This is a genomic window from Pseudomonas sp. A25(2017) (assembly GCF_002001065.1).
Taxonomy (GTDB): Bacteria; Pseudomonadota; Gammaproteobacteria; order Pseudomonadales; family Pseudomonadaceae; genus Aquipseudomonas; species Aquipseudomonas kilonensis.
Genome location: NZ_MUOA01000085.1, coordinates 13,375 through 36,964, shown reverse-complemented (window position 1 = coordinate 36,964; position 23,590 = coordinate 13,375). Strand labels below are relative to the sequence as shown.

The 23,590-nt window shown below is 61.7% G+C and carries 19 protein-coding genes; 3 read left to right on the top strand and 16 right to left on the bottom strand.

The features are described from left to right. Positions 1-43: 43 nt before the first annotated feature. The 13 genes from B0E42_RS22170 to B0E42_RS22100 form a co-directional block, all read right to left on the bottom strand. Positions 44-988, bottom strand: a complete 945-nt coding sequence (locus B0E42_RS22170; RefSeq protein WP_077507433.1) for a peptidylprolyl isomerase — start codon at positions 986-988, stop codon at positions 44-46. Continuing rightward, positions 985-1,461 carry a YbjN domain-containing protein gene (locus B0E42_RS22165; protein ID WP_018602030.1) on the bottom strand — a complete coding sequence of 159 codons (477 nt, stop codon included), beginning with the start codon at positions 1,459-1,461 and terminating at the stop codon, positions 985-987. The genes B0E42_RS22170 and B0E42_RS22165 overlap by 4 nt, the downstream gene beginning before the upstream one ends. 23 nt (positions 1,462-1,484) lie before the next feature. Further along, positions 1,485-2,132 (bottom strand): DNA repair protein, encoded by a 648-nt coding sequence (locus B0E42_RS22160; RefSeq protein WP_077507430.1) that lies wholly within the window; start codon positions 2,130-2,132, stop codon positions 1,485-1,487. A gap of 15 nt (positions 2,133-2,147) precedes the next feature. Next, complete coding sequence (locus B0E42_RS22155) at positions 2,148-3,839, bottom strand: putative porin (RefSeq protein ID WP_077507427.1); 1,692 nt, start codon at positions 3,837-3,839, stop codon at positions 2,148-2,150. A 39-nt stretch (positions 3,840-3,878) separates the two neighbouring features. Then, positions 3,879-4,583 carry an energy transducer TonB gene (locus tag B0E42_RS22150; protein ID WP_077507424.1) on the bottom strand — a complete coding sequence of 235 codons (705 nt, stop codon included), beginning with the start codon at positions 4,581-4,583 and terminating at the stop codon, positions 3,879-3,881. A gap of 2 nt (positions 4,584-4,585) precedes the next feature. Beyond that, on the bottom strand, positions 4,586-5,011 hold the full coding sequence (locus B0E42_RS22145; RefSeq protein ID WP_003201710.1) for a biopolymer transporter ExbD: 426 nt from the start codon (positions 5,009-5,011) through the stop codon (positions 4,586-4,588). A gap of 10 nt (positions 5,012-5,021) precedes the next feature. Continuing rightward, complete coding sequence (locus B0E42_RS22140) at positions 5,022-6,821, bottom strand: DUF2341 domain-containing protein (protein ID WP_077507422.1); 1,800 nt, start codon at positions 6,819-6,821, stop codon at positions 5,022-5,024. A gap of 17 nt (positions 6,822-6,838) precedes the next feature. After that, complete coding sequence (locus tag B0E42_RS22135) at positions 6,839-8,401, bottom strand: ShlB/FhaC/HecB family hemolysin secretion/activation protein (RefSeq protein WP_371915901.1); 1,563 nt, start codon at positions 8,399-8,401, stop codon at positions 6,839-6,841. A gap of 68 nt (positions 8,402-8,469) precedes the next feature. Then, positions 8,470-9,072 (bottom strand): transposase, encoded by a 603-nt coding sequence (locus tag B0E42_RS31845; RefSeq protein ID WP_014338096.1) that lies wholly within the window; start codon positions 9,070-9,072, stop codon positions 8,470-8,472. Between the two features lie 1,054 nt (positions 9,073-10,126). Next, positions 10,127-10,924, bottom strand: a complete 798-nt coding sequence (locus B0E42_RS22120) for a transglutaminase family protein (RefSeq protein ID WP_018607123.1) — start codon at positions 10,922-10,924, stop codon at positions 10,127-10,129. Further along, on the bottom strand, positions 10,921-11,871 hold the full coding sequence (locus tag B0E42_RS22115) for an alpha-E domain-containing protein (protein ID WP_003201699.1): 951 nt from the start codon (positions 11,869-11,871) through the stop codon (positions 10,921-10,923). The genes B0E42_RS22120 and B0E42_RS22115 overlap by 4 nt, the downstream gene beginning before the upstream one ends. Before the next feature lie 3 nt (positions 11,872-11,874). Beyond that, the gene (locus B0E42_RS22110; RefSeq protein ID WP_014338094.1) at positions 11,875-13,284 is read right to left on the bottom strand and encodes a circularly permuted type 2 ATP-grasp protein; all 1,410 of its coding nucleotides are present in this window, start codon (positions 13,282-13,284) and stop codon (positions 11,875-11,877) included. Positions 13,285-13,920: 636 nt separating this feature from the next. Continuing rightward, on the bottom strand, positions 13,921-16,032 hold the full coding sequence (locus B0E42_RS22100; RefSeq protein WP_077507414.1) for a TonB-dependent siderophore receptor: 2,112 nt from the start codon (positions 16,030-16,032) through the stop codon (positions 13,921-13,923). A gap of 293 nt (positions 16,033-16,325) precedes the next feature. Between B0E42_RS22100 and B0E42_RS22095 the strand changes: the two genes are divergently transcribed. Continuing rightward, entirely contained in the window at positions 16,326-18,122 is a 1,797-nt protein-coding gene (locus tag B0E42_RS22095) for a methyl-accepting chemotaxis protein (protein WP_053188188.1), read from the top strand. Positions 18,123-18,343: 221 nt separating this feature from the next. On the opposite strand, the gene B0E42_RS22090 is transcribed toward B0E42_RS22095, so the two are convergent. The 3 genes from B0E42_RS22090 to B0E42_RS22080 are packed head-to-tail and all read right to left on the bottom strand — an operon-like array spanning position 18,344 to position 20,364. Next, positions 18,344-19,285 carry an SDR family oxidoreductase gene (locus B0E42_RS22090; protein ID WP_053179633.1) on the bottom strand — a complete coding sequence of 314 codons (942 nt, stop codon included), beginning with the start codon at positions 19,283-19,285 and terminating at the stop codon, positions 18,344-18,346. 58 nt (positions 19,286-19,343) lie between these two features. Then, positions 19,344-19,808, bottom strand: a complete 465-nt coding sequence (locus B0E42_RS22085; RefSeq protein WP_053179631.1) for a nuclear transport factor 2 family protein — start codon at positions 19,806-19,808, stop codon at positions 19,344-19,346. A gap of 10 nt (positions 19,809-19,818) precedes the next feature. Continuing rightward, complete coding sequence (locus B0E42_RS22080) at positions 19,819-20,364, bottom strand: nuclear transport factor 2 family protein (protein WP_139353201.1); 546 nt, start codon at positions 20,362-20,364, stop codon at positions 19,819-19,821. A 242-nt stretch (positions 20,365-20,606) separates the two neighbouring features. On the opposite strand from B0E42_RS22080, the gene B0E42_RS22075 reads away from it, so the two are divergent. Together B0E42_RS22075 and B0E42_RS22070 are read left to right on the top strand one after the other, a co-directional pair. Further along, positions 20,607-22,208 (top strand): DUF1302 domain-containing protein, encoded by a 1,602-nt coding sequence (locus tag B0E42_RS22075; RefSeq protein ID WP_077507408.1) that lies wholly within the window; start codon positions 20,607-20,609, stop codon positions 22,206-22,208. A gap of 14 nt (positions 22,209-22,222) precedes the next feature. Then, entirely contained in the window at positions 22,223-23,578 is a 1,356-nt protein-coding gene (locus B0E42_RS22070; RefSeq protein ID WP_053188176.1) for a DUF1329 domain-containing protein, read from the top strand. The last annotated feature ends 12 nt before the right edge of the window (positions 23,579-23,590 follow it).

The following is a 23,590-nucleotide window of genomic DNA, read 5'->3' as shown; positions in this document are numbered from 1 at the left end:
GCCCAGCGGGAGCAAGCTCCCTCGCCACAAGGTGTGAACCTCGCTAGAGCCCCTCCTCCAGCACCTTGCTCAACTGCGCGCCATCGATGCTCAACGTGGCGGTGTCGAGCATGCCGTCCAGGTAGGCCTTGGCGATCTGTTCCTGGCGCTGGGCGCGCAGGGCCTGGGTCAGGCGTTCGCGCACGTCATCCAGGGTCGCTTCCCGGGCCGGCTGTTGTTCGGTGAGCTTGATGACATGGAACCCCGCCGAGCTCTGCACCGGCTCCGACACCGCCCCGACCTTCAAGCGCGCCACCGCCTCTCGCACCGGTGGGACCAGTTGCTGCAACGGCTGGAAACCACTGTCGCCACCGCGCTCGGCGCTGACACGGTCCTGGGAAAAGCGGATGGCCAGGGCGGCAAATTCGGCGGGCGACGCCTGGGCCTTTTTACTCAGTTCCAACGCTTGCCGGCGCACCGCGTCCACCGTTTGCGGTTCGGTGGCGGCCAGGAAAATCTGGCTGACGCGGTACAATGCCGGCGCCGTCCAGTTGGCTTTCCCGGCGTCGTAAGCCTGCTTCAGCTCTTCTTCACTGGGATACCCGGCCGGCACCTGGCTGACCGACTGCAAGTAGTCGCGAAACACAATCTGCTCAGCCGCCGCTCGCGTCTGGCGCTCGACCTCCGGCCGCTGCCGCCAACCCTGGGCATCGGCCTGCTCCAACACGGCTTTTTCCGCCAGGCGGGCCCGTATCCAGCCTTCCAGCGCAGCTCGATTGCCACGCATTTGCTGGCGAACCTCGGGGGCCAGTGCGGCAAGCAACGCCTTGAGTTCATCGGGGCTGACTTGCTGGTTGCCCAACCGCGCCAGGCTCGGCGAATCGGTCGCAACCACGTTGACGGTCTGCACCGCGGCGACCGGACCGCTCCCCGGGCGCAGGCCAAGCACCAGCGCCACGGCGAGCAGGCCCAACGCCGCGGCGCTGATGACGAAGGTCGGCTTTTTCACGATGCACTGGCCTCTTCCAACTCGGCCTCGACGGGCTCGGCCTGGGTTTGCATCCGCGCCGCGTTCTGGCTGTATTCACGCAGGTAGACAATGAACTCCTGCAACAAGCGATCCCACAGCTCCAGGTTGCTGCGCAAATGATCGGTGCTCACGCCTGCCACCACCACGTCCATTTCCATCACCAGGAACTCGCCTTGCACCGACAACCGGGCAAAGCGTCGCGAGGCGTTCCACAATTGCGCCAACCCGGCCGGCAACTCGCCCTGTACCCGCAAAGCACAACTGAAGGTGAAGTCCAGGTAGTCGCCCGGTGTTGGCGCAGGATTGCCGAAGCGCACCGCATAGCCGATGCCCTGGCTGGCGCTGAGCAATTGCACGATGCCGTTCTGCTCCGTCTCGTTGACCCGATAGCCAGCGGCCTGCAACAACTCGGTCAGGGATTTTGCACAGACGTATTCAATCATTGAGGTCATGGTCAGTTCTTCCTTGCGCTAATTCAGTGAGTGATCGAGGCCTGGGGTGCATCGAAACGGTTCTTGTAGAGATCGTCGCCAAACCCCTGGGCCAGCTCTTCGAAACGCACCCGGGCCTTGGCCGCGAACGGCTGGCGGATCTTCATGATGTCGGTCACATCAATGGTTTCGTAGGCATGCAGCAGCGTCTTGGCGACTTCGTACATTTGCTGATTCTTGACCGAACATTGCTGCACTTGTGTGTCACGCTCGGTCAATTGCGCCTCCAGGCGAGCGCGCTCGGCCTCTTTGCCGCGGGCCAGGACCAGCAGTTCTTCATAGGCTTTCTTGAACTTGCCGATCTGCTCGTTGCTCGCCGCCACCTGGGCCTGGGCCTGGCTTTGCAGGCTTTGCTGATGCCCGGCCAGTTGTTCGGCCTGGGCCCGGGCCTTGGTCAGTTGTGCGGTCAATTGCTTGATCTGCGCCTGGGCTTCCTTGGCCTGGCTCTCGGCAGCCTGACGAGCGGCGCTGGCCTGGGCCTGCTCGCTTTGCAGGGCCTGCAACTGGGCGGTGGTGCTGCGCAGTTGCGCCCGCAGCCGCTCTTCCAGGCCTTCGCCGTGAGCCACGCCACTGAGTAACAGGCCCAGCACCAATAACGCGGCCGGGCATGGGTATTTGGCTCGCCTTTTCATGAGGCCTCCCTGCGCTTAGAAGCGCGTGTTGATTTCAAGCTGCAAGACATCGATGTCGTACGGCGCGCCGTACACCGCTTCGGAACTCAACCAGCGACCGGTGGCGAAGACGTTGCTCGCCAGGCCATAGTTGCCGCCCAGGAAATAACCCTTGGCATTGGTACCGCCCAAGTGGAATGACGAATCGTTGAAGCCGTCCGGCAAGGCGTCCGGCTGGATGTACTTGTAGCCGGCGAACAAGTTCCAATCGCCTCCACGCTTGAGCTCCAGCGAGTTGCCGAGGGTGAACTGGAGCATCCAGGCGTTGGCGCCGCTTTCCACCTCGCCGTTTTCATCCAGGTTATTGGCGAACTGCCCTGCCGAGCGCTTGCGCATCTCGCCTTCGTCGTAGCCCAGGTTGTGGACGTAGTGGGCCTGGCTGCGCAGTTTCAGGTCTTCGGGCAGGTCGGTGTCCCAGGCCAGATTCAGGTCCAGCAGGTTGAATTCCGAGGCCAGGCCGACGTATTGCGGTTGTGGCGTGGTGGACGGGTTGAGGGGGTTGGGCGTGATGTCGCGCAGCAGGAACACGGTGTTGCCCTTTTGCATGAACGCCACGCGAGAACCGTCGCTGTCGCAGCCTGGATCACCGGCCCAAGGCTGGCACGGCGAAGAGCGCTGGCCTTCGATGTCGTCGAAGCGGTAATAGGCCATGGCCCCCTTGATCCGGTTGCTGTCGTTGATGGCCCAGTTGGCCCCCAGTTGCGCACCGTACAACCACTTGTTGTCGCTCTCCTCCTTGTCGCTGCCATTGCTGGTGCTGGTGTCGTTGGTGTACTCCACCGGGAACGCGCCAACAGTACCGAACACACCCCAATCCTTATTGAGCTTGTGGTTGAAGTTCGCCGCCACACCGTCGAAGTTCAGGTCACCGGAATACAACAGGTCGGTGGAGAAAAACGGGTTGGCGAAACGCCCGCCGGTCAGGGTCAATTCGTCCGAGGGTTTCCAGGTCAGGTAGCCCTGATCGAGCCAGATGTCTTTCTTGCCAAAACCACCACCGAGGGTCTGGGTGGTGGACACCGGGTTGTTGTCCGAGCCGGTGCCGATGCGGATGCCGGCAGTCCATTGCGGGGCAATCACGGCCTTCATGCCCAGGCGGGCGCGCAGGCGGAACAGGTTCTCGCGGTCTTCGCGGGTGTTGAGCAACGGCGGCAGGCTGGAGCTGCTGTTGGGGTTGACGTCGTAGGGCCCCTTGTCATTGAGCCGGGCGAAGTCGACGATTTCGTTGCTGTTGGTGCCCGAGTAATAGCGCGACTCATCCCGCAGGCGAATGTCGCCGTCAAAGCTGATGCGCGAGACCCAGTCCGGGAAGGTATTGGGCTGGGCCCAGTTTTCCTGTTTGGCGGTGGCCATGACTTCTGCCTTGACCTGGTCGCGGATCTGCTCACGCACGATGTTCGGCACGTATTGCACCCGCACGTCCCCCGGCGCACCGGCCGGCGCTGCGGCAACCGCCGTGGCCGCCTGGCGGGCCTGCACGGCTTCCCGTTCGGCCTGGGCGATCAAGCCATCGGCCTGGTCTTGCTTCAACACGCCCTGCTGCACCAGCAGGCGGATCAGATTGATCGTGGCGTTTTCCGACGGCGCCGAGGCGGCCGCCGCGTGTCCAGCCAGGCTCAAGACCACCAGGCCGATCGCCCACGACAATCGATTCACATTGGAAATCATCTGCACACAACTCCTGTTGGCAAATTTTCAAATAGTCGGTTAACCCGGCCGCCGTCCCTGCAAGGACAGGCGCACGGGTAAAGTCAGGGAGGCCGGTGGCCGTTCACTCAAATGGGGCGCGGCACGCAGGGCGGACATCACTTGCTCGTCCACTTGCGGGTTACCGCTGGACTTGACCAGCTCGACACGGGTGATTTCGCCCACGGCACTGAGCCAGACATCGGCCTGCAGCGAGAACGCCAGGCTGCGCAGGTCGGGGTTTTCCCGCAGCAAACGCTGGAAGGTGAACGCCAGGAACTGGCTGTAGGTGCCATTGCCGAGGCGCCCGCCCCCTGCCCCGGCCATGCCGCCGCCCTTGCCGGCACCGATGTTGAAAGCGTCGTTGCCGGACTGGGCGTCGCCGTCCATCTGCATCGGGTTCGCCAGGTCATCGACCGGCGACGGCGGCGCTTCTTCCTCGGGCTTGACCTCTTCGGGCTCCGGGGTCGGTTCTGGCTCGACCACCTTCTCCTCGACCTGGGGTTCCGGCTCCTTGGGTTTTTCCGGCGGCGGTGGTGGCGGCGGTGGCAGCGGGATAATGGTCGGCACCTTGGGTGCTTCGCGGCGCACACCACTCATGTCGTTGGCCCACTGCCACAGCAGCCAGGCCGCCACAGCGCCCAACAATAGGCCGGCGGCCCACTTGAGCAGGCGCAACGGCGAGCTCTTCACCGGGGGCGGGTTGATGGGAAGTCTGGCGGTCATGGTCAGCCCTGGCTCGGTTTGCCGGTCACCAGACCGACCTGGGACAGTTCCAGGCGCCGCAACAGATCCAGCACTTCAATGACTTTCTGGTACTGCACCGTCGCGTCGCCGCGCACGATCACCGGGAAGTCCGGGCTCTGGGCCTTTTCGATACGCAGGCGCTCTTCCAACTCGGCCAGGGTCACCGGATAGGCATCGAGGAAGACCTGCCCGCCGTCGTTCACCGAGATCGCCTTGGTCTTGGCTTCGGACAGCGACACCGAGGCACTGGCCTTGGGCAGGTTGATCTGGATACCCGACACCTGGGCCGTGGCCGTGAGGATGAACATCACCAGCACCACCATGAGCACATCCACCAGCGGCGTGATGTTGATGCTGTCGACTGCGGCATCATCGTCGTCATCGTGTGAAGCGTTTACGCTAGCCATGGCGACTCCCTCAGGCCGGTACGGTCGATTGGACGTGATGATTACGGCGATGCGCCGCTTCACCGGACTGACCTTCGCCGTGCATCTCCGCCAGGCGTGTGATGAACTCATCGACGAAGACGCGCATGTCGGCGCTGACTTCCTTGTTGCGGGTGATCAGCCGGTTGTAGCCAAACAGCGCAGGGATCGCGACGAACAGGCCCATGGCAGTGGCGAGCAAGGCCGCGGCCATGCCCGGGGCAATGGCGTTGATGTTGACGTCACCGGCCATGGCCGTGCCGAGGAACACCACCATGATCCCCAGCACGGTGCCGAGCAGGCCGATGTACGGACCGCCGGCGATGGCGTTGGACAGGGTCGAAAGCTTCGAGCTGAGCTGCTGGTTTTCCCGGGTGCGCACGCCGTCCATGGAACAGCGGATCGCTTCGATGGTGGCCGCCGACACCGACGAAGTGTCGGCGCCCTGCTCGCGGCGGGTGCGGATTTCCTTGACGGCCACCAGGTACAGGCGCCACAGCGACGAGTGTTGCAGGCGCTGGGCGAGGTCCTGGTCGTCGGCGAACATTTCCAGGCGCGTGCCGATCCTGGCGAACTGTTCGCGGAAGGCTTCGTTGGCCGCGCTGAGACGGCTGACCATGCGGTTCTTGCGGATCATGATGACCCACGACTGGAACATCATCAGCACCAGTACCCCGATGATCACCCAAGCGTCCATCGGCACGGCCTTGAGCAGAAAGCCCAGGCTGCCGAAACCGAAGCCGGACTGCTCTTCATCGACCCCGTAGGCCACCAGTTTCGACTCGGCGCCCTGGGCATTGGCGTCGGCCAACAGCAACGGCGCCGGGCGGGCGACCTTGGACAGGCGCGCTTCGTCCATGGCCCCGCCAAATGGCGCGAAGGCACCTGCGGAAACGTCGGCCCCCAGGGCTATCGGCGAATTGAACGCTGGCATCGCCACCGCCAGGCTCGCGGTTTCACGTCCATTGACGTAGAGCACGAGCCGGTCGCCCGAGGCGGTCAACGCCAGGTGCTGCCACTGGCCAGGATTCAGCGGCTGGGTCGAGACCGCACGCTGATCATTGATCGCTACGAACGGCACACCCTGGTTCACGCCAATCAACAGGCTGGTGGCGGCTTCGCGACGGGCCAGGATGATCTGTTCGCCACTGGCCTGGTCCTGGCGCAGCCAGGTACTGAAGGTGAACGCCGCGCCGGCACTGTGCTGCAGCGAAGGGCTGGCGGGCAACAGCAGCGGCTGGCCGTTGAACTGCAAGGCCCGCCCGATCACGCCGTCGATGCTGATACCGGCTGCGCCCTGGGCATTGTTGCCGTAGGCCGTGGTATCCCGGGACGGTACGCCAGTGGCGCCGTCAAAGTGGTACAGCGCGGTGTAGTCCGGGTCGAAGGTCAGCTGGCCGCTGCCCGTGGCCGGCGCCTTCTGGTTGCCGTAATACATCCACACGTCCTGACGCTGACCGCCCTCCACGCTCGGCACATCGACCCAGATCAGCGCCATGCCCATCAGCGGGTCGAAGCTTTCGATCTGGTGATTGAGCACGGTCTTGTCGTCGGCACTGACGAAACGCAGGTCCGAGCCATCGTCCTTGACGCCGTCGAAGGTGAAATTGCCGGTGTGCAGGCGCACCAGCAGCGCGGTGCGTCCCAAGGCCTGGGCGATGGCAGCGCCCTGGGGCGTGGTGTCCACCGAAATCTGTTTGCGGTAGTGCCAGTCGTCCTGCCACCAGGCGTTGGCGGTCGCCGGAAGCACCAGCCCCAGGCAGATAAACAGGGATAACAATAAGCGTTGCATGGACATGACTCCTGGGTTCAAAACGTCGCTTGCAGGTTGAAGTGCAGGCGCGATTCCTGTTTCGAGGTGTTCGGCCCTTCGAGCAGCGGATAGCCCCAGTCGAGGCTGCCGGATAACCATTTGCTCAGGCTCGCGCGAGTGCCGAGGCCTACGCTGGCGAGGCTGTAGTCGGCTTCCTGATCGGGCAGTTCGTCGCGCAGGTACAACTGCGCGCCTTCGGCGAAGGCATAGAAGCGCCACTCCTGGACGTAGCTACTGAGAAACTTGGCCAGGGACGGGGTGCGCAGCTCCTGGGACAGCAGGTAGCCGTCATCACCGGTGCGCTCGGCGGCCAGGTAGCCACGCACCGAGGTGGCGCCACCGGCAGAGAATTGCTCGTTGGAAACCAGTGGCCCGGAGGCGAGTTGGAAGGCGGCCTTGGAGGCGGTCTGCCAATCATTGGCGAAGGTGAAGGTGTAATTACCGTCGCCCTTGAGCACCGCGAAGCTGGGGCTGGCGCGGTAGCGCTTGTAGTCGAATTCTTCGTCGGAGCTGCCATAGCCCAGCAGGCCGCGGGTACCCGCTACCAGGCTCAGGCCGAGGCCCAACTGGCTGGTTTCGGTGTAGCGAAAGCCGTTGTAGGCGAAAGTGAACGGCGCGTACTTGAGCGGTGCCTTGTCGCTGGCGCCACCGAGGTTGAGCTCCTCCTCGAAATCCTTGAAATCCACCCCGACCGAAAAGCTGTTCGCCCACGCCCCGCTGGACGACAGGCTGTAGATCGCCGACACCCCGTAGGAATGGCCTTTGCCCAACACGTTGCTGCCGCCAACCGTCGCCACGTTGCTGTCGGATTGGTAGCCCGAGAACTGCACACTCCAGCGTTCGCTCAGCGGCGCGGTGTAGGAACCCGACCAGACCTTGGCGTTTTCGGTGTCCTGGGGCGCAGTGAAGAAGGTCAGCGAAACGCTGTGGCCCAGTTGCCAAAGGTTGTTGTAGCCCAGGCTCGCGACCGTGCGCAGCTTTTCGGTGTCGGCACTGTAGTCGTTGTTCAACCCCAGGCTGGCTTGCCAGGGGTCCTGGTCTTCGACCTGCAAATCCACGTCCATGGTCCCGGGGCGCTGGCCTTCGCGCACCAGCGGCATGACCTGGCGCCCCGGGGTCTTGTTCAACTGCGCCAGCTCTGTCTGGACCTGGGTGAAATCGGGCACCTCGCCTTCCTTGAGCGCCGGCACGTCATCACGGATTTCAACGGGGGAATAATGCTTGGCCCCCACCACCCGCACCCGGCCGATCTTGGTCTCGCTGACTTGCAGGTAGACGATGCCGTCTTCGACTTTCTGCTCCGGCAACTCAACGAACACCGATTGATAACCGCGCGCCTGATAGGCCTTCTGCAAGGCCTCCCGGGCGCCTTCGATGTCGCTCAAGGCCTTTTGCGGGCCGAGGAACGGGTACACCGCTTCCTCGATGGCCCGGGCATCGAGCACGGTGTTGCCCCGCACGAAATACTCGTTCACGTCCACCAGGCGCGCCGGCGCCGCTTCGGCCTCCTGCCCTCCTTCAGCGGCAAATGCCGACGGTCCCCCGACCGCCAGCAGCAACCAGCCCCACAGCGCCGGCCGCGATTTGAAGAAATGCTCCACACCACCCCCTGAATTCAAAATACGGCTCAATTGCTTGCGGTCGATGTCGTGGCGTGCCGGGCCAGCCAGGTGTGCAGCAGCGCGAAGTTCAAGGAGAACTCCGGCATTTGCAGCAAGGCGCCACAGAACACTTCACCGATGATTTTCTGGATGAGCCGCACTGCCCGCGCGTCGCCCAGCAGTGTGGCGAGGTCTTTGCTCAGGACGTTGAAGCTCCAGACCTTCTGATTCAGGTCCAGGCCGACGAACCAGCGGAACAGCAAGTTGTAGTTGAGTTGTTCGTAGAGTTGCTGCTCGCTGGGCACCGAATAGAGCAGTTGCAGCAGGAGGATATGCATGGCGGTTTGCGGTGCGATCAGCATCTGGGCACCGGCGTTGAGGCCCTGCAGCACATCGCGATGGTCATCCAGCAGGTCGTCGATCTGCGGACGCAGCAAGACCAGTGAATGGCCTTGCGGAATGTAGCTGGACACTTCCTTGAGCGCGCCCTGCCAGTCATCCTGGGAAACGATCCAGACCCACGGCGCGCCGTAGCGATACACCGAGACCGGCTGCTTGCGCGCCGCCTCGACGATCTTCGACAGCCGCTGGTCAAGCTCCTGCATGCCCACTTTCGAATAACGTTCCATAGTCCCCATCGCCTCACTCCCGGCTTCGCGCCCCGGCTCCAAAACGACCTTGCAGGCCCCCTTGAACACGTCACACAGGCATGACGGGAATGGCGATGTGCTACCGAACTTTTGTCATGAAAGCTTCATTTGGAGGGTATGGAGGGAGTGAGGTTTTGTGGGAGCGGGCTTGCTCGCGAAGGCGGTGGGTCAGTTTGCATCGATGTTGGATGGGCTGCCGCCATCGCGGGCAAGCCCGCTCCCACAGGGGTTCTCGGGTGGATACAAGGTTTGTGTCCGCCACCAAATTTCATGTGGGAGCGAGCCTGCTCGCGAAAGCGGTGGGTCAGTTTGCATCGATGTTGGATGGGCTGCCGCCATCGCGGGCAAGCCTTGCTCCCACAGAGTTCTCGGGTGTTCACCAACTCCATGTTCGCCACCAATACCCTGTGGGAGCGAGCTTGCTCGCGAAGGCGGTGGGTCAGTTTGCATCGATGTCGGATGGGCTGCCGCCATCGCGGGCAAGCCTTGCTCCCACAGAGTTCTCGGGTGTTCACCAACTCCATGTTCGCCACCAATACCCTGTGGGAGCGAGCCTGCTCGCGAAAGCGGTGGGTCAGTTTGCATCGATGTCGGATGGGCTGCCGCCATCGCGGGCAAGCCTTGCTCCCACAGAGTTCTCGGGTGTTCACCAACTCCATGTTCGCCACCAATACCCTGTGGGAGCGAGCTTGCTCGCGAAAGCGGTGGGTCAGCTTGCATCGATGTTGGATGGGCTGCCGCCATCGCGGGCAAGCCTTGCTCCCACAGAGTTCTCGGGTGTTCACCAACTCCATGTTCGCCACCAATACCCTGTGGGAGCGGGCTTGCTCGCGAAAGCGGTGGGTCAGTTTGCATCGATGTCGGATGGGCTGCCGCCATCGCGAGCAGGAGCGAGCTCCCTCGCCACAAAGGCAGTTCGGTGGGGTCCCAAAGCCATGTGGCCCGGGGCTCCCGCAGGGTTCTCGGGTGGAGACAAGGCTTGTGTCCGCCACCCATTCCATGTGGGAGCGGGTGTTGGCGATAAAGCCTGCCTCTATTGGTGCTGCACCTGCACCATCGAGCTCACCTGCACCCTCGCCTGCATCTGCTCCGCCCCGCCACCCCGGCGCATGCCGCGTACCGGGCAGGCGTCGAGGTAATCCAGGCCGACCGCCAGTTTCAAGTGGCGGTCTGGAAGGGTCAGGCGGTTGGTCACGTCGAAGCTGTACCAGCCATCATCCAGCCAGGCTTCAGCCCAGGCGTGGCTCGCCAGGTGGCTTTCATCTTCGGTGCACAGATAGCCGGAAACATAGCGCGCAGGAATGCCCAGGCTGCGGGCGCAGGCCAGGAACGCGTGGGTATGGTCCTGGCACACTCCCGTCCCACCGGCAAACGCCTCGGCGGCGGTGCTGTTGACCGCCGTCGTGCCGGGGCTGTAGGGCATCCGCGCCGCCAAACCGTTCATCAAATCGGTCAAGGCCGAACGATCGCGCCGGCCAGCACATTGCTCGACGGCGAAGGCGCTGAGGGTTTCATCCGCCTGGGTCAGGCGACTGCTGCGCAAAAAAGGCAGCGGAGATTGGTTGTCCGGTTCCATCGCGATGGACTGATGGATTTCCACCTCGCCATAAGCTGTCAGTACCAAGGCACCGTGGGGCTCGTCCATGGTCATCACATGCAAGATGTTGCCATAGGGATCAAGCTGGCTGCGTACCAGTCGCGGCAGTTCCAGGTGCCATTCCAGGATGCGCTGGCGCTGAGTGTCCCGGGGCGTCAGGCGCAGGAACTGGATGCTGGTGCAGACTTCATCGGCGTAGCTGTAGGTGGTGTCGTGGCGGATGGACAGTTTCATACGACCTCCAGGTAAGACTCATGGACGGTCTGGCCCAAGTGGCGGATCTGCCCAATCAAGTCGGTCAACCATTGATGCAGGCCCGACGCCAGGATCTCATCGATCCCCGAATAACGCAGGCGCGCATTCAGCTCGGCGGCCAGGCGTTGCGCTGGCCGGCCATTGTTGCCCGGCAAGCTGGCGAGAATGTGGTCCAGCTCCTCGATGCAGGCATGCAGCGAGCGCGGGACGTCAGCGCGCAACAGCAACATCTCGGAAACCTGCTCGGCGTTCGGCGCATTGCGGTAGATCTCGTTGAATGCCTCGAACGAAGACAACGCGCGCAACAGGGCACTCCACTGGTAATAACCACGGGCCGAGTTGTCGCTGACCTCCTCCGATTCCTCGCCGAACATTTCATAGCGGGCGTCCAGCAGGCGCAGCGTGTTGTCGGCCCGTTCGATAAAGGTGCCCAGGCGAATGAAGCAGTAGGCATCGTTGCGCATGATGGTGCCCGACGTCGCGCCACGGAACAGGTGCGAACGCTCTTTGACCCACTCGCAGAAATGGCTGATACCGTAGCGCCCCAGGCCGTTGCTGGCGATGTTGCGCATTTCCAGCCAGGTGGCGTTGATGTTCTCCCACATGTCGGCGGTGATGCGCCCGCGCACGGCATGGGCGTTGGTCCGCGCGGCCCGCAGGCAGCTATAGATACTGCCGGGGTTGGTTTCATCCAGCGCGAAGAAATGCAGCATGCGCTCGGTGTTGAGCGCGTCATAACGGGCGTTGTAGTCGTCCAGCGTACCGGCCGCCAGCAGCGACATCGCCAGCTCGGCGTGGCCATCGCTGCGTCCGGCCTGGGGCATCAGCGATAGCGAATAGCTGACTTCGAGCATGCGCGCCAGGTTCTCGGCGCGCTCCAGGTAGCGGGACATCCAATAGAGGTCCGAAGCAGTTCTTGAAAGCATGTCTTAGTCCTCCACTACCCAAGTGTCTTTGGTGCCACCGCCCTGGGACGAGTTCACCACCAGCGAGCCTTCGCGCAGTGCCACGCGGGTCAGCCCGCCGGGCACCAGGCGCGTTTCCTTGCCCGACAGCACGAACGGACGCAGGTCGATGTGGCGCGGCGCGATGCCGCTCTCGACAAAGGTCGGACACGTGGACAGGCTCAAGGTCGGCTGGGCGATATAGGCTTCGGGACGGGCCTTGAGACGTGCGCGGAAATCCTCGATTTCCGCGGCAGTGGCCGCTGGCCCGACCAGCATGCCGTAGCCGCCGGAGCCCTGGGTTTCCTTGACCACCAGATCCGGCAGGTTGGCCAGCACATGGGACAGGTCCTGAGGCTTGCGACACTGCCAGGTGGGCACGTTCTTCAGGATCGGTTCTTCGGTGAGGTAGAAGCGAATCATCTCGTCGACGTAGGGATAGATCGACTTGTCATCGGCCACGCCGGTGCCGACCGCGTTCGCCAGCACCACATTGCCCGCGCGGTACACGGCGATCAGCCCGGGCACGCCCAACATCGAATCGGGGTTGAACGACAACGGGTCGAGGTAGGCATCGTCAAGGCGACGATAAATCACGTCCACCTGCCGTGGGCCGGCGGTGGTGCGCATGTACACGTGGTCGTCACGCACGAACAGGTCAGCGCCCTCCACCAGCTCCACGCCCATTTCACGGGCCAGGAACGCGTGCTCGAAATAGGCACTGTTGAAGCGCCCCGGGGTCAGCACCACGGCGGTGGGGTTCTCGAGGGGGCTTGAGCTCTTGAGGGTGTCGAGCAGCAGGTTCGGGTAATGATCGATGGGGGCCACGCGCTGGGCGGCGAAGAGCTCGGGGAACAGGCGCATCATCATCTTGCGGTCTTCGAGCATGTAGCTCACGCCGCTGGGCGTGCGCAGGTTGTCCTCCAGCACGTAATAGCTGCCGTCACCGTCGCGAACCAGATCGACACCGGCGATATGAGCGTAAATGCCCCGGTGCAGGTCCAGGCCCTGCATCGCAATCTGATAACCCTCGTTGGCAAGCACCTGCTCGGCAGGAATGATCCCTTCCTTGAGGATGTGTTGCCCATGGTAGATGTCGGCCAGGAACATGTTCAGGGCCTGGACCCGCTGGATGCAGCCACGCTCGACCATCTGCCATTCGCTGGCCTTGATGCTGCGCGGGATGATGTCGAACGGAATCAACCGCTCGGTGCCCTGCTCGTCCCCGTAGAGGGTGAAGGTGATACCGGCTCGGTGGAACAGCAGGTCGGCTTCGCGGCGGCGTTGCTCAAGCAGCTCAAGCGGTGTGTCCGCCAGCCAGCGCGAGAAAGCTTGGTAATGCGGGCGGCAGTCACCCTTGGCGTCATACATTTCATTAAAAAAAGCGTGGGGCATAGCCAACTCCCAGCCGTGTCGCACACGGCATTTCTTATTACGTCGTCATTCCACTCAGTACGGCCTTGCCTTCTTTATGAGCCCTGGTTCTCTGAGTACCTCGTTAGGCAATGGGTCTCTGATCAGGCCTTTGCGTCCGGATGACGTGCGCCCCCCCTGTTTATCTACTTATCGAATACCCCTCGCTGGTTCTTTCGTCCTGGAGTCGTAGCAAGGGCTGTGCCTAAGTGCGGTGCATCGAGACAATGCTGGAAAAACTGTCGCATAACGACAAAAAAGCGAAATTTATTTTCGATTTTGCGACGAAAATCTGTTTGGAGACTGAAACGTTTATTGCCATTTCCGGCGTCGATGCCATGAACGAGTCGAATCGGTGCAGCCAGGCGGGGAGCCAGCGTCGAATGCCCTGAAAAGGGGAAATTTATACCCACCGCTAAAACGCAGGCCTTAGCCTAACGATAGCTGACGTGTCGGACTTCAGGATGGATGAGTTCAGTTTCTGGTGCGACAACAAATAGCTGAACATCATCGGACATTGTGGGAGCGAGCCTGCTCGCGATAGCGGTTTGAATGTAAAAGTGACGCCCAAAAAAATGCCCGGACTTCAAGATCCGGGCATTTTGCCTTCTGGATGGATCAGAACGTCACACTGGCGCTCAGCCGTGCGGTACGCGGCTCACCGACGCTTACCTGCAACTCGCTGCCCGTGGAGGACGGGTAGTACTGCTTGTCGAACAGGTTGTCGACGTTCAACTGCAACGAGGTTTTGTGCCCCAGTACCGGAGACTCCCAGCGCAGGAAGGCGTCGGCCACGGTGTAGCTGCTGAGCCAGAAGTCGTTGGCCTTGTTGGCGGCGCGTTCGCCGACGTACCGCGCACCTGCACCGGCGTGCCAGGCACCGAATTCGGCTGGCACGTTCAGATGGTGGCTCAGGTATAGGCTGGCGGTGTGCTTTGGCGCATCGGCGAGGCGATGGCCTTCGTCCTTGGGATCATCAAGTATTTCTGTATGGGTGTAGGCATAGGTGCCGATCAAGTCCCAACGCTCGGCCAGACGACCAGTGATGTCGAGTTCCAGGCCTTGGGAGCCGACTTTGCCGGCGGCTTCCGAGACTTCGTCAACGGTGGTGACTACGTTCTTTTTGACGATGTCGAACAAAGCGAGGTTGATGTTCAATCCCGGCAGCGGATCGTACTTGGCGCCGACCTCATAGCTGCGGCCCTCCTCTGGTTGGAAGGTACGACTATCCTTATCGACCACATCATTAGGCTTGAACGACCGGCTGTAGTTGCCGTACAGCGACAGGGTCTCGGTGGCTTTATAGACCAGTCCCAGGAACGGAACGAAGGCGTCGCCATTGTCGTCGCGAACCGGCGTCCCCTGGACGACCCCTTGAGTGGTGAATTGATCGTAATGCTGGTAACGACCACCGAAGACCAGGATCCAGCGATCATCGAGGTGCCAGTTGTCCTTCAGGTACACCGAACTGGAAGTCAGTTTGTTGCTCAAGTTGCTTTGTTTGGCATTCAGCTTACTGGGTTCAGCCAGGCCGCCATAAACCGGTGCGGTGATGTCGAACCCTCCTTCTGCGTCCCCACGGTAAGTCTTGCCACGAAACTGATCTGACACCTGATTATCGATACCAACCAGCAGATCATGGCGCTGACCGAACAGCTCCTGCTTACCCATGAAATCCCAACTGGCATAACGTGTCTCGTCATCGTATCGAGCACCGTTGGATTTTCTGCTCAACTCATTTCCCGTCAAATCATCGGGCTGCGCAATCGAAAGACTGTACCGATCATTGTTCCACCCGTAGGTCACCCGGGTTTTCCATGCCTCGCTCAGCTCATATTCAAACCGTGCCGTCGCCGTTTCGCGAATACCGACGCTCTTGGCCCAAGGCTCATCCAGGCGCTTGTCGTAGTCGATGTCCGCCGGATGCCCATTCCTGAACACCGTCCCCCGATCAAACGGACTGGAATATTCGTTGTATTCATAACTCAGGTTCAACGAAGCCCGCTCCCCCGTCCAAGCCACCGACGGCGCCACCAACGTGCTCTCGTTGACCCCATAGTTGCGCCAGTAATCCTCATGCCCGCGCTCGGCGATCAGGCGATAAGCCAGGCCGGTATCGCCCAACGGCCCGGTGGTGTCCAGGGCCATGGTGCCGCCGCCTTCGCTGTAGGCCGAGCCGCTCAACGTGGTGCTTTGGGTGTATTGCGGTTTCTTGCTGATGACGTTGACCAGGCCGCCGGGCTCCAGCGCGCCGTACAGCATCGAGGCCGGGCCCTTGAGCACTTCGACCCGTTCGGTGGTGGCGCTGAAGTTGTGCCCCAGGTTCGAACGCACGCCGTCGCGCAGGATCGAGCCGTCGTCGTTGGTGCCAAACCCGCGCTTGACCAGCGAGTCCCGCGAGCCGCCCAGGGTGTTGCCCTGGCTGACGCCGCTGACGAACTTCATCGCGTCGCTCAGCGAGCGCACCTGATAGTCGGCCAGGGTCTGCTGGGTCACCACGTTGATCGATTGCGCCTCTTCCTTGATCGGTACATCGCTCTTGCTCGCCGTGCTGGCTTGCGACGTCGTATAGCCCTCGTCCTGAGTGACACGACTGCCCTGGATGTCCGTGGCCGGCAGTTCGAGAGCGTCCTGCGCCCACAATGGGCTCGCTATGAAACAGCAGGACAGCGTTGGTAACACACACTTGATAAAGACGTTGCGATTAGCGAGGGAGGTGGAACGTTTCAAGACGCGCACTCATAGAAGGGACGTTAATGAGAGCAAATATACTTTGAGAATGATTCCCAGTAAATCTTTTGTATCAAATGATGATCCCCCCCGAACCCCTGTGGGAGCGAGCTTGCTCGCGATAGCGACGGTACATCCAACATCAATGCAACAGACCCACCGCTATCGCGAGCAAGCTCGCTCCCACAGATTTCGCGAACAGTGATATCAAATAGCCCTATCCGCCCCTAAAGCTTTGGCGCTCGCGGTCGAATGTATTCCATTGAGAGATTTTTTTGCCCAGGAGCAGCGGCATGCAGACGTTAAAGGCCTTGTACGAGTCTATCGAGATGCAGTTTTTCGATACCCTCACCAAAAAGCTGTCGAGCCTTTTCCTGTTGGTGCTGGTCAGTGGCTTGTTGTACTGGGTGGCCCTCAGTGCCCGCGCCGAGATCCTGCTGCAGTTGCGCAACGCGCAGTTGGACGGCGCATTGCTGGGGCAGATCGAAGGCCGGCTCGACAGCCTCACCCATGCCCTGCTCTTCGGCGCGTTTCTGACGTTGGGCATGATCAGCTTCATGGTCTGGTATTTCCGCCACCTCATCGTGCGCCCCGTCACCGTCATGACCAAGGCCCTGGAAGAGATCGCCAACGGCGAAGGCGACCTGTCCAAGGACCTGCCACTGGTGACTCACGACGAGATTCGCGTGCTGGCCGGCACTTGCAACCGTTTCCTGGCCAAGCAGCGGGAGATCATCAGCAACGTCCAGGCGCTGACCGTGCACATCGCCGTCGAATCGGCCCGCTCGCTGAAGAACATCAGCGACTCCAGCGACAGTGCCACGCACCAGGCGCGCTTCGCCAAGGAAGTGATGGACCAGAGCAACACCGCCGTGGGCCGCATCGAAGAAGTCTCGCGCCAGACCCAGGGCATCTCCAGCACCACCGCCCAGAACCTGAGCATGGCCCGCGACTCCTACGCCGAGCTGCTGGAAGTGACCGGCAACATCAGCGAAATCTCCAGCAGCCTCAGTGAGTTTGCCACCCTGGTGAGCGCCCTGAACCAGCGTTCGTCAAGCATCAAGTCAATCGTCGGGTTGATCCAGCAGATCTCCGCCCAGACCAACCTGCTGGCCCTCAATGCCGCCATCGAAGCCGCCCGGGCTGGCGAAAGCGGCCGTGGCTTCGCGGTGGTGGCCGATGAAGTGCGAACCCTGGCACAAAACGTCAGCCGGGCCACCGATGACATCTCACGCAACATCGACGCCATGCTCGATGAAGTCAGCTCCACCCACGAGCAGACCACCCAGATCAGCCACAGCGCCCGGGAAACCCAGAAAGTGGTGGAGCGCGCCTCCGGCCATTTTGAAAGCATGATCGGCGATTTCGAATCCACCAACGGCAAGCTGGCGGACATCGCGACCCATATCCAGCAGTTCGCCGACAGCAACACCGGGATCAACGACCGGGTCACCCAGATCCACGCCGACAGTCAGTTGATCGACCAGCGCATGCAGCATTCGGCGACGGCCACCCGCGACCTGTCCGGCGTGGCCGAAAAGGTCCAGGCGCTGTTGGGCCGGTTCGTGCTCGGCCACGGCAAGCTGGATGCCGCCATCACCCGCGCCAGTGAATGCCGCGACACGCTCCAGGTTCGTTTGGAGGCGCTGCAAGGCGAAGGCCTGAACCTGTTCGACCAGAATTACCAGTTGATTCCCGGCACCGACCCCAAGCAGTACATGGCCAGCTATACCGAACGCTTTGCCCAGGTCTGCCAGGAGGAATGCGACAAACTCACCCGCAGCACCCCGGGTGGCAAGGTTTCGTTCATTGTCGACAGCAAGGGCTATTGCCCGGTGAACAACAGCTGGGTCTCGAAGCCGCCGACCGGCGACCGGGCGGTGGATTTGCCGGTGTGCCGCAACAAGCGAATCTTCAACGACCCGATCGGCCTGCGCGCGGCAGGCAACGTCCAGCGCTTCCTGCTGCAGACCTACCTGCGCGATACCGGGGAAATCATGACCGAGATCGACGTACCGTTCTTCTTCGGCGGCCGTCATTGGGGCAACCTGCGGGTGGGCTTCGATGCGGCGGTGTTGTTGGCGGAGTGATGAAACGCTCGCACGATTCCTGAGATCCCCTCTAAAACAATGTGGGAGCGAGCTTGCTCGCGATGGCGTTGGGTCAGTCGACATCATCGTTAACTGACACTCCGCTATCGCGAGCAGGCTCGCTCCCACAAGGGATCTGTGGCGTATGCACATCTCCCACATGGTGGGTTTATTTCAATTCAACAGCACTTGGCCCACTCCCGCCACAGGCAGTCATCGGTTCACCGCGCAGCGGACTGGGCCGCCACCGCAGCCTGGATCGTCGCCGAGTACTGTTCGAATATCTGCCGTAATGAAATCGGTGGCCGGCCGATCAGGGTCTTCACGTCGTCACTCAACACCGCGAAATAGCCCTCGCGCAACGCCCGTTCAAAACTGACCATTTCTTCACTGGGCCACGGAATCGGCCCGGCGATCGGCCCATCCCCCTCAATCTTGCGGGGCACGCCCAGCGCATCGAAAAAAGCATACTTCTGTTCTTCACTGCAGGGGATGTACTCCACGGGCCCGCCACCGTACTCGGCGGTCAATTGCGCACACTGGCGATAGCTCAACAGCTCCGGTCCGGTCAGGTTGTAGACCTTGTTTTCGTGGCCGCTGCCAGTCAGCACCGCCACCGCGCAGGCAACACAATCTTCTCGCGACACCAGGCCGATCTGTCCCTCTCCGGTGGCGGTCATCCAGCGGCCAGTGAGCAAGGCATCCGGCGCCACGAACTGGGCGATGGCTTCGCTGTACTGGCTATCACGCAGAAAGGTGCAGGGAATGCCGGTCGCCCGCAGCAGTGCCTCGGTCGCACCGTGCTCCGACGCGCTGATGGCTGGGTTGTCGACGCTCGCGCCGATAAACGAGGTGTAGACAACGTGCCCGACACCCGTACGCTTGAGTGCAGCAATGGCATTGCCATGTTGTCGACGGCGCTTGGCACCGACGCTGTCGGTGCTGATCAGCAGCAGCCGATCGATGCCGGCAAAGGCGCTGTCGAGGCTGTGCGGCTGGTCGAAATCCCCCGCGCGCACCTCCACGCCGCGTCGGGCAAAGTCCGCCAGACTTTCGGGCCGGCGACTGACCAGCACCAGCTCACCCGGTTCAAGAATTTCAAGCAGCCGTTCGGCGGCGCGCCGGCCGAATTGGCCGGAGGCACCGGTGACGAGAATCTTCATCTTATTGTTTTCCTTGTTTACTGAAGACAACCAATGGCCGCGATTTCACGCTTGCGGCTCAGAATCCGGGGGCGGGAAAGCCCGATGACACATCGCCTTCCCAAAGCTGGATCAGGCGTTCTTCGTACAACCAGATACCGGCGCACCTGACCAGTCGATCACGGGTACGACCCACGAAACGAATCTGATAAGGCGCCTCGCCACGGCAATCGGTCATGAACGTGTAGGAGCGCGCCTCGCAGCGCCCAAGGCCGTCGCCCACCAACTGCAACTGACCCGTGTAATGCTGGCACCCGGGAAAACGATCCCAGACCCGCAGGCTCTCGGCCAGGTCGATGGCACCCTGGCGGCCCTCGTAGCGATTGGGAATACGCGTGTAAGTGCAGACCTCGACCAGACTCTGCGGCACGAAGGTATCGGCAAAGCCCTCCACGTCCCCGGTATCCAGGGCCCAGGCGTAGCGTGAATAAAGGTCTTCAATGTCGATACGGTCGGCGGCGCTCAAGCCGTTCAAGAGGGGCATGGCAAATTCCTCAATCCTTGTGGCCGGAGCGCGGCGGATGCTTCGGCCCGGTGTCCGGCACCAGGCTCATCGCCGGGGGACGGCGACGGGACGTAGCGGACTCGTAGCCGGGAAAACGCTTGAGCACCTCGCCATCCCAAACACGCAGGACACGCCGGGCGAACAACCACTGGCCGCCCTGGAACACCAGTTCATCGTCGTAATAACCGCAGAAACGCACGTTATGCGGTGCCTCGCTAAGCGACTCGGTCACTAGGGCGAAGGACTTGGCCCGGGCCTGGCCATCGCCGCCCTCCACCAGGGTGTTGGCCGCATAGTGCTGGCGCCCTGCAAAGCTCGGGATCGCCGCGTAGTAGGCCACCAGGCGACGCAGGCCCGCCGCCCCTTCCCACACGCCGGGGTCGCCCTCGAACACCTCCTCGATCATCACCCCGTCAGGCGTAAAGCACCCCACCAGGGCATCGGCATCGGCCGTGTCCAGTGCCCAGGCGAAGCGCACCAGCAAATCCTTGATGGCGAAACGGTCTTCAACAGTCAGGGGTACGGCAGCGCTCATCTGAATCTCCTTTGGCGACATCAACGTGGTCGTGTCGTCCTGTTCTGGCCCAACCATAGGGTATTGCCGTCAGGTTGGCTGTCCTCTGCAAAAAGGACGTAAGGCAAAGCGCTGTCGGTCTTTCATACGACAGCGCCGGCAATGCCGATTGGGAAACACTGTACTCGGCGAACAAGCCAACCTGCCTTGCCCAACGCCGCGGCCAACAAAAAACATAAGGCACGCAGCCAGAGGAGACAAACATGAAAATAACAACAAGCGTCCCCGCTCACCGTCAGCCCCGTGCTCCCCGATTGCTCGCCCTGATGGTCTGTGGCGGGGCGATGCCGCTGCTGCAAGCCGCCGAACTGGTCAACAACGACAACTACCAGATCCGCTGGGACAACACCCTCAAGTACCAGGTCGGGATGCGCACCGAGAAACCTTCCTCGCGCAACCTGAACAACCTTAACGCCAACGACGGTACCGCAGCGTTCGAGCGTAATGAGCTGATCACCAACCGCGTGGACATCCTCACGGAGTTCGACCTCACGCTAAAGGATGCGGCCAACAGCGGGCTGCGCATCAGTGCCGCGGGTTGGTACGACAATGTCTACGACCGCGACCATAACAGCATCTCCGAGGCGACCTATAACCAGACCTCGGTGAGCAACCATGATTTCACCAACGATGCCAAGGTGCAGGCCGGCCGCAATATCGAATTGTTGGATGCCTTCGTCCACAGCAGCTTCGACGTCGCAGGCCACAACCTCTCCTGGCGCCTGGGCCGGCACACCCTGCTGTGGGGCGAAAGCCTGTTCCTGGCCACCAACGGCATCGCCACCGGCCAGGCCCCCAATGACGCCTACAAGGCGCTGTCGGTGCCCAGCACCCTGGCCAAGGAAGTGTTCATGCCGGTCAACCAGCTATCCATGGCGCTGGAGTTGACCGATAACCTCTCGTTCGAAAGCTACTACCAACTGGAATACCGCGAGACCCGGGTGCCGGCTCCGGGCACGTACTGGAGCATTTTCGATGCAGGCTTCAAGGGTGGTGAAAATCTGCTGTTGGCCCCTGGTTTTCGCCTGCCCCGTGGTGATCACGACGAACCGTCGGACACCCGCGGCCAGTGGGGCGTGGCGCTGAAGTATCGCGACTATGAAAACGACATGGACTATGGGATGTACTACTTGCGCTACACCGCCAAGACACCCCAGGTCATCGTCCATCTGCAGCCAACATTCGTACCGGATGAGTACTACTTCAAGTACCCCAAGGACATCGAGATATACGGCCTGAGCCTTTCGAGCAAGATCGGCGATGCCAACGTCGCCGGCGAGGTGTCCTTTCGCAACAACATGCCATTGGTCAGCGGCCCGCTGTCGGTCATTGGCGACCAATCCGACGACGTCTATGCCGTTGGCCAGACCCTCCATGCGCAGATCTCGACCATCTGGGTCCTGCCGCGGATGGACTGGTACGACAACGCCCAGGTGGTCGGCGAACTGGGCGCCAACCATTTGTACAAGGTCACCAAGAACGACGAGGCCCGGGACAAGGACACCGCTCGCACCGCCGCCGGTTTCCGGGTCCAGTTCGAACCGACCTGGTACCAGGCCTTGCCGAGCATCGACCTGAGTTCCCCCGTGACCCTGGGCTACAACTTTACCGGACGTTCGGCAGTGGACCCCGGCTTCAACGTCACCGGTGCGGCCCACGGCGGCGATATCGGCGCAAGCCTGAACTTCAAGTATGCCGGCAACCTGCGCGGCGGCATCAACTACACCCACTACCTGGGTGACGAGAAAAACAACCCTTACCACGACCGGGACTTCGTCCTGCTGAACGTCGCGTATTCGTTCTGATCCGGAGATTGGTCATGCCTTTCAACAAGAAAATCACCTCGCTGGCGCTGTGTATCGCGTCCTTGCTTCACGTGCCTGCCTTTGCCGCCGTAGCCGAAGAGCAGGCAGCCCAACTGGGCAAGAACCTGACGCCCCTGGGCGCCGAGCATGCCGCCAACGCCGATGGCAGCATCCCGGCCTGGGACGGCGGGCTGGACAAGCCCCTGCCAGCCAGCGATCCGCGCCTGCCAGGGAAGTTGTTCAGCGACGAAAAACCCAAGCTGAGCCTCACCGTCGCGAATGCCGCGCAATACGCCGGCAAGCTCTCGGAAGGCTCGCTGTACATGCTCAAGAACTACCCCGGCTACCGCATGGACGTCTACCCGACTCATCGCACGGCCCGGGCACCGCAATACATTTATGACCGGACCCGCCAGAATGCCACGGGCATGGAAGTGCTGGACTACATCCTGGACTTCAGTAAATTCCACGGCGGCACACCCTTCCCGATTCCGCAAAACGGCCAGCAAGCGATCCTCAACAACCAATGGAACTGGCGGGGGGCCGACAATACCCTCGACGCCTATACCTGGTTTGTCTCGTCCTCCGGCAAGCGTGCGATGACCGCCGGCAACACCCTGCAGAATTCCTTCCCTTGGGCTTATGCACCGGGTCGCAAGGATCCCTGGGACGGCAAGTTGCTGGGGGCCGTGATCATCACCAGCACCGCCCCGGCTTACTCCGCCGGTGAAAAGCTGTTGATCCACGGACCCGCCGATAACGTCCACCAGGCCACCAACGCCTGGAGCTACCTGACCGGTCAAAGGCGCCTGCGCAAAGCCCCGAACGTGCAATACGACGTGCCGAACAACTTCACCTCCGGAGTAATCAACTTCGACGATGCCAACGGTTTCAACGGCGCCATCGACCGTTACGACTGGAAGCTGGTGGGCAAGCAGGAATTGTACGTGCCCTATAACAACAACGACTTGGCCTACGCCAAATCCGAGGATGTCGTGGGGGAGAAATTCGCCAACCCCGACCTGCTGCGCTGGGAGCTGCACCGGGTCTGGGTGGTAGACGCCACATTGCGTTCCGGCGCCCGACACGTGGTACCCAAGCGCCGTTTCTATCTGGATGAAGACACCTGGCAAGTACTGGTCACTGACCAGTGGGACGCTAAGGGCCAGCTATGGAAGACCCACAACCTGACAATGTTCGTCTACCCGCAGATACCGGTGGCCTACAACGCCAGCACCTTTGTCTACAATCTTCAGGCCAGGGACTACGCGGCACTCAACCTGATCAATGACAAGGGGGCGGTGAAGTTCGATGAGCTACCTAACAGCATGTTTACCCCACAATCGCTGGAACGCTCCGGTGTTCGTTAACAGGTGGTGCAG

What these genes read in the sequence shown, in the direction of transcription:
- B0E42_RS22165 (WP_018602030.1), bottom strand. Translation starts at nt 1,461, where the DNA reads ATGACCTCAATGATTGAATACGTCTGTGCAAAATCCCTGACCGAGTTG.
- B0E42_RS22160 (WP_077507430.1), bottom strand. Translation starts at nt 2,132, where the DNA reads ATGAAAAGGCGAGCCAAATACCCATGCCCGGCCGCGTTATTGGTGCTG.
- B0E42_RS22155 (WP_077507427.1), bottom strand. Translation starts at nt 3,839, where the DNA reads ATGATTTCCAATGTGAATCGATTGTCGTGGGCGATCGGCCTGGTGGTC.
- B0E42_RS22150 (WP_077507424.1), bottom strand. Translation starts at nt 4,583, where the DNA reads ATGACCGCCAGACTTCCCATCAACCCGCCCCCGGTGAAGAGCTCGCCG.
- B0E42_RS22145 (WP_003201710.1), bottom strand. Translation starts at nt 5,011, where the DNA reads ATGGCTAGCGTAAACGCTTCACACGATGACGACGATGATGCCGCAGTC.
- B0E42_RS22140 (WP_077507422.1), bottom strand. Translation starts at nt 6,821, where the DNA reads ATGCAACGCTTATTGTTATCCCTGTTTATCTGCCTGGGGCTGGTGCTT.
- B0E42_RS31845 (WP_014338096.1), bottom strand. Translation starts at nt 9,072, where the DNA reads ATGGAACGTTATTCGAAAGTGGGCATGCAGGAGCTTGACCAGCGGCTG.
- B0E42_RS22120 (WP_018607123.1), bottom strand. Translation starts at nt 10,924, where the DNA reads ATGAAACTGTCCATCCGCCACGACACCACCTACAGCTACGCCGATGAA.
- B0E42_RS22115 (WP_003201699.1), bottom strand. Translation starts at nt 11,871, where the DNA reads ATGCTTTCAAGAACTGCTTCGGACCTCTATTGGATGTCCCGCTACCTG.
- B0E42_RS22110 (WP_014338094.1), bottom strand. Translation starts at nt 13,284, where the DNA reads ATGCCCCACGCTTTTTTTAATGAAATGTATGACGCCAAGGGTGACTGC.
- B0E42_RS22095 (WP_053188188.1), top strand. Translation starts at nt 16,326, where the DNA reads ATGCAGACGTTAAAGGCCTTGTACGAGTCTATCGAGATGCAGTTTTTC.
- B0E42_RS22090 (WP_053179633.1), bottom strand. Translation starts at nt 19,285, where the DNA reads ATGAAGATTCTCGTCACCGGTGCCTCCGGCCAATTCGGCCGGCGCGCC.
- B0E42_RS22085 (WP_053179631.1), bottom strand. Translation starts at nt 19,808, where the DNA reads ATGCCCCTCTTGAACGGCTTGAGCGCCGCCGACCGTATCGACATTGAA.
- B0E42_RS22080 (WP_139353201.1), bottom strand. Translation starts at nt 20,364, where the DNA reads ATGAGCGCTGCCGTACCCCTGACTGTTGAAGACCGTTTCGCCATCAAG.
- B0E42_RS22075 (WP_077507408.1), top strand. Translation starts at nt 20,607, where the DNA reads ATGAAAATAACAACAAGCGTCCCCGCTCACCGTCAGCCCCGTGCTCCC.
- B0E42_RS22070 (WP_053188176.1), top strand. Translation starts at nt 22,223, where the DNA reads ATGCCTTTCAACAAGAAAATCACCTCGCTGGCGCTGTGTATCGCGTCC.